Here is a 5,247-nt window from a genome sequence, read left to right as displayed (position 1 = left end):
GGCGAGGCGGCCGCCGTCGCGCAGCACCCCCTCCAAGATCCCGAACAGGGCCGCGATGTCGGCCTGCACCGAATCCGGCGCCGCCACGGTGCGGCGCTCGAAGATCGCCGCCCAGGCGGCATGGTGCCCCGCCGCGAAGGCGAGATACGCATCGGCCAGGCACAGGAGCCGCGCCTCCGTCCCCCGCGACGGACAGGCCGCCAGCGCCTCCGTGAGGGCGTCCCGGAGCCGCCGCATGGTGACGGCGTTGGCCTCCAGCCGCAGCACTTCCAGGCTGTCGAACTGCGTGTAGACCGAGCCCACCGCCGTGCCGGCCCGCTCCGCGACGCCGCGGGCGGTCAGCGCCGCCGCGCCGCCCGCGTTCAGGATCGCCACCGCGGCTTCGATCAGGGCCCGGCGATCCGCCGCGCGGTCGCCCGGCTCCTTCCGCGGCCGTCCGCGCACTTTTTTATGAACCTCGTTCATTTTATCCCTTGCGACGCGGCGCGCCGCGTGTTTTACCTGTTTCATGAACGGCGTTCAATAAATTACGGATGCGATCCGGCCCGTCGTTCTTCGCGAGGTGAACCGTGATGAGGACCCTCTCCTTCCTGATGCGCGGCGTGATCGCCGACAACGCCCAGGCGATCCACGACGCCCATGCCGTGACGATTCTCCGCCAGCAGATCCGGGAGGCCGCCGGAGCCCTGGCGGCCGCCCGGCGGGAACTGGCCGTCGCCCTGGCCTACCACGCCGCCGAGATGCGCGCCCTCGACGCCATCGGGACCCGCATCGACACCCTGTCGGACGGGGCGCGGCGGGCGCTGGCCGACGGCCGCGAGGATCTCGGGACCGGGGCGGCGATCCACATCGCCGCGCTGGAGGACGAGCGGGCCGACCGCCGGGCCGCCGCCGAACGCTTCGCCGCCGAGGTCGAGCGGCTGAAGCGCCTCGTCGCCCAGGGCGGCGAGCGGCTGCGGGATCTCGACCGCGGGCTCCAGACCGCCCGCACCACCGAGGCGCTGCGGCGGGCCGGCCTCGAGGGCCGCCGGGTCACGACCCTGTCGGCGGGGGCCCTCGGGGAGGCCGAGCGGACGCTGGCGCGCCTGCGCGAGCGGCAGGCGGCCGAGGCGGACGTCGCCGCCGCGCTGACCGAGCTCGAGGCCGATCTCGAGGCCGGGACCGCGGGCGGGATCGAGGCCGATCTCGAGGCGGCGGGCTACGGCCGCCCCCGCACGGACCCGCGGGCGGTGCTGGACCGCCTCAGGGCCGGGGCCTGACCGGCGCCGCACGAACCCCCGTCCGATCCTTCCTCAGGAGACCGCACCATGACACCGCAGATGCCCCATACCGGCGCCTGGAAGACCTTCACGCTGGTCAGCTTCGCCGCCGCCGCCGCCATGCTGACGATCGGCATCTTCTTCCTGCCCGCGGATATCTGGATCAAGGGCTACCTCGCCATGGCGTCGCTGTTCCTCACGGGCACGACCTTCACCCTGGCCAAGACCCTGCGCGACGAGCACGAGGCGAAACGGCTGATCAACAAGATCGAGGACGCCGCCACCGAGCGCGTCCTGCGGGAGGCGGTGCCGGGCCGGCTCTGAGCCGATCCCCGAGGTCGGCGCCGCTCAGTCCGCAGCCTCCAGGAACGCGGCGACCACCCGGGAGAATTCCGGGGTCCGCAGGTAGCCGTAGGATTTGTGCCGGTTCTCGGCGCCGTCCGGCCTCCGGTAGGCGTTGATCACCGGCACGTCCCGCACCCGCACGCCGGCGGCATTCGGCGCGTAGAGGGCCGCGAGGTCGTCGCCCACCGTGGCGATGTCCTGGCGGTCCATCAGGTTGGTCCAGGCGGTGAGCGCCGCCGGCACCCGGAGGTCGCCGTGCGCGTCGGCGAGCTTCAGCTTCAGCTCGGCGAGGCCGAGAGGGGCGCCGAGGGTAACCAGGGCGCAGCGGGGCATAGGTGTCCCCTGCGGATCGGCGGCGCGCAGAAACGTCGTAGGCGATCAGATCGCCCATCGAGTGCGCGGCGATCAGCACGGTATCCGCCGCGGCCGCCGCCAGGACGTCGCGCAGGCGCGCCCGCGCCGCCGACCGGAAGGCCGCGTCCTCGTGGTAGCCCCAGAGATCGTCGAGACGGTATTCCAGGATCAGGTGGTCCACCGGCGTCAGTCCGGCGGCCTCCTGCAGGTGCGACAGGCCGCGATAGATCCGGTCGGTGAGGGTCGGCTCGGCGCGGTCGGGCTCCCCCGCGGGGGAGGGGAACGGCCCGAGGCCGTGATCGGGGCGGTAGGGCTCCCGGTTGCGGTCGCCCGCGAGCGGCTGCGGGTAGCGCAGGTCCGCCCAGTAGACGAAGGTGAAGGGCAGGTCGGCCTCCGCCACCCGGAGCCCGCGATTGCGGTCGAGCCCCTCGCGGATCGCGGCGCGCCACCAGGCGGCCTTCTCATCCCGGGGCGGCTTGTTGGCGAGCCCGTGGATGCCGATGATGTGCGCCCGACCCAGTGTCCGCTCCCAGACCGACCCGAATGCCGGCGGCTCAAGATAGGGCCGCCCCGCACGGACGGAACTGCGGCTTAGTTTCCGCGCGCCCGTCGCCCCCGCGCGTCAACCCGTTCGTCGACCCAGTCGTCGACCCATTGCCACCCGGCCGCTCCGCCATAGCTGCGCTGCGGGAACCGGATCGGGCCCGGGGCCTTCTCCCACGACAGATGATCCTGCCGCGCTTGCATCCCGGTGCGCGCGGCCAATGACGAGGACGGTGGCCCGATGCGGCGCGCCCACAGCATGGATTTCGGGGCCGAGATGGTCGAGGGCGGCGTCCGCTTCGCCCTCTGGGCACCCACCGCCAAGAGCGTCGCGCTCGTCGTCGACGGCGCCGATCACCCGCTGCCGGAATCCGGCGGCGGCTGGCGCCGCACCGCCCTGCCCGGGGTGAAGCCCGGCGCCCGCTACGGCTTCCGCATCGACGGCGACCTCGTGGTGCCCGATCCCGCCTCCCGCTTCCAGCCGGACGACGTCTCGGGCCTCAGCGAGGTGATCGACCCGCGGGCCTTCGCGTGGTCCGACGCGGACTGGACCGGGCGGCCCTTCGAGGAGGCGGTGATCTACGAGTGCCATGTCGGCACCGCGACGCCGGAGGGCACCTATGCCGGCCTGCAGGCCCGGCTGCCCGACCTCAAGGCGCTCGGCGTCACCGCCATCGAGCTGCTGCCGCTCGCCGACTTCAAGGGCGCGCGCAACTGGGGCTACGACGGCGTCCAGCCCTACGCCCCCGACGGCGCCTATGGCCGCCCGGACGACCTCAAGCGCCTGATCGACGCCGCCCATGGGCTCGGGCTGATGGTCTATCTCGACGCGGTCTACAATCACTTCGGTCCGGCCGGGAACTACCTCCACGCCTACGCCAAGACCTTCTTCACCGAGCGCCACCAGACCCCCTGGGGCGCGGGCATCAACTTCGACGGCAAGGAGAGCGGCGCCACCGTGCGCCAGTTCTTCATCCAGAACGCCCTCTACTGGCTGGAGGAATACCGCTTCCAGACCTCGGCCACGACATTGGCGGCGATCAGGACGACGATGCGATCCAGGCGCGCCTGGGGGCTGACCGGCTCCGCCATCGCTTCGCGGAGGCGGCGCAGCAGCAGGCGCGGGCCTCCGGGCGCAGCGGGCATCGGTTCGTCGTTCCAGCGTCGGTGAGTGGCCTTGGCGTCGACCACCCTGCAACCTTGGCGCCAAACCCGGGACGGCTGGCACCGGATGGACCGGACCGCTGGTCCCAGAGACGCTCTGAGATCGGCGGATCGGCCCGTGACTGTCTAGTTCACACCACGCGACCCGCTCGAACCCGCGTCGTCCCAGGCTCAGGCCTGGTCCAGGCCGTATAGCGAGTGAAGCGTGCGCACCGCAAGCTCCGTATAGGCGGCGTCGATCAGCACGGAGAACTTGATCTCCGAGGTGGTGATCGCGCGGATGTTGATCCCCTTCTCGGCAAGCGACCTGAACGCCTTGGCGGCCACGCCCGCATGGCTGCGCATGCCGACGCCGATCGCCGATACCTTCACGACATCGGTGGCCCCCTCGATCTGGGCGTAGCCGATCTGCGTGCGGGCCTCGTCGAGGATGGCGCGCGAGCGCTGGTACTCGGAAGCCGGCACCGTGAAGGTCATGTCGGTGGTCGACTGGTCGCCCGACACGGTCTGGATGATCATGTCGACGTTGATGTTGGCGTCGGCCAGCGGCCCGAAGATCGCGGCGGCCACGCCGGGGCTGTCCTTGACACGGCGCAGGGTGATCTGCGCCTCGTCCCGGGAGAAGGCGATCCCGGTGATGATCTGCTGTTCCACGATGTCGTCCTCGTCGCAGATGAGGGTGCCCGGGCGCGCGGCGTCCGGCGGATCGAAGGAGGACCGGACCGTGGTCGGCACCCGGTGGACCATGGCAAGCTCCACCGAGCGGACCTGCAGCACCTTGGCGCCCAGCGAGGCCATCTCCAGCATTTCTTCGAAGGTCACCCGCTCCATGCGGCGGGCCTTCGGCACGATGCGCGGATCGGTGGTGTAGACGCCGTCCACGTCCGTGTAGATGTCGCAGCGCTCGGCCCCGATCGCGGCCGCGACCGCCACCGCCGAGGTGTCGGAGCCGCCACGGCCCAGCGTCGTCACGCGGCCGGTCTCGGCATGGACGCCCTGGAAGCCGGCGATCACCGCGACCTCGCCCTTTGCGAAACCCGCCTCGAGGTTCTTGGGATCGATCTCGGCAATCCGCGCCGAGCCATGGGCGTCCGAGGTCATGACCGGAATCTGCCAGCCCTGCCAGGAGCGGGCCTTGACCCCGTCCTTCTGGAGGGCGATCGCCAGGAGGCCCGCGGTGACGAGTTCGCCCGAGGCCACGACGGCGTCGTATTCCCGCGGGTCGTAGAGCGCGTTCGCGTCCTTGACCCAGTCGACCAGCTCGTTGGTCTTGCCTGACATGGCCGAGACGATCACGGCAACGTCGTAGCCGGCCGCCACCTCGCGGGCGACGTGGCGCGCCACGTTGCGGATGCGATCGACGTTGGCGACGGAGGTGCCGCCGAATTTCATCACCAGACGGGGCATGGTCTCTCGGTCGCGGGTTCCCGGTGGCGATTGGACGGACCGCTGCAGCCCGGTCCGGACGGTGCCCGGCGGGTACAAACGGCTCGGTAGAGTGTCAACAACCAGCCAAGCATGGCGCCCGCGCGCCGCGGCGACTTCCGAGCGATCTCCATGCTAGAACGCGGACACAACGCAT

The 5,247-nt window shown here is 71.5% G+C and carries 4 protein-coding genes and 2 pseudogenes; 3 read left to right on the top strand and 3 right to left on the bottom strand.

The genetic code is table 11. The features are described 5' to 3' along the window. Positions 1 to 465, bottom strand: a 465-nt coding sequence (locus I53_RS29130) for a TetR/AcrR family transcriptional regulator (protein ID WP_043357656.1), incomplete at its 3' end; no start/stop codon positions are given. 107 nt (positions 466 to 572) lie between these two features. Here I53_RS29130 and I53_RS29125 point away from each other — a divergent pair. Further along, complete coding sequence (locus tag I53_RS29125) at positions 573 to 1,259, top strand: PspA/IM30 family protein (RefSeq protein WP_043357652.1); 687 nt, start codon at positions 573 to 575, stop codon at positions 1,257 to 1,259. 48 nt (positions 1,260 to 1,307) lie between these two features. Next, positions 1,308 to 1,583, top strand: a complete 276-nt coding sequence (locus I53_RS29120) for a YiaA/YiaB family inner membrane protein (RefSeq protein WP_043357650.1) — start codon at positions 1,308 to 1,310, stop codon at positions 1,581 to 1,583. 24 nt (positions 1,584 to 1,607) lie between these two features. Here the strand turns inward: I53_RS29120 and I53_RS29115 are convergent. Beyond that, positions 1,608 to 2,478, bottom strand: a pseudogene (locus tag I53_RS29115) (hypothetical protein). Positions 2,479 to 2,742: 264 nt separating this feature from the next. Here I53_RS29115 and I53_RS29110 point away from each other — a divergent pair. Then, positions 2,743 to 3,513 (top strand): annotated as a pseudogene (locus I53_RS29110) (alpha-amylase family glycosyl hydrolase); the annotation flags it as partial. 323 nt (positions 3,514 to 3,836) lie between these two features. Here the strand turns inward: I53_RS29110 and I53_RS29105 are convergent. Beyond that, the gene (locus tag I53_RS29105) at positions 3,837 to 5,072 is read right to left on the bottom strand and encodes an aspartate kinase (protein WP_043357648.1); all 1,236 of its coding nucleotides are present in this window, start codon (positions 5,070 to 5,072) and stop codon (positions 3,837 to 3,839) included. Positions 5,073 to 5,247 lie beyond the last annotated feature (175 nt).

Source organism: Methylobacterium sp. B1 (genome assembly GCF_000333255.1).
Taxonomy (GTDB): domain Bacteria; phylum Pseudomonadota; class Alphaproteobacteria; order Rhizobiales; family Beijerinckiaceae; genus Methylobacterium; species Methylobacterium fujisawaense.
The sequence above is the reverse complement of the archived record's forward strand: the minus strand, read 5'-3'. Positions and strand labels throughout refer to the sequence as shown.

Coding starts and splice junctions, on each gene's coding strand:
- I53_RS29105 (WP_043357648.1), bottom strand. CDS start 5,072: ATGCCCCGTCTGGTGATGAAATTCGGCGGCACCTCCGTCGCCAACGTC.
- I53_RS29125 (WP_043357652.1), top strand. CDS start 573: ATGAGGACCCTCTCCTTCCTGATGCGCGGCGTGATCGCCGACAACGCC.
- I53_RS29120 (WP_043357650.1), top strand. CDS start 1,308: ATGACACCGCAGATGCCCCATACCGGCGCCTGGAAGACCTTCACGCTG.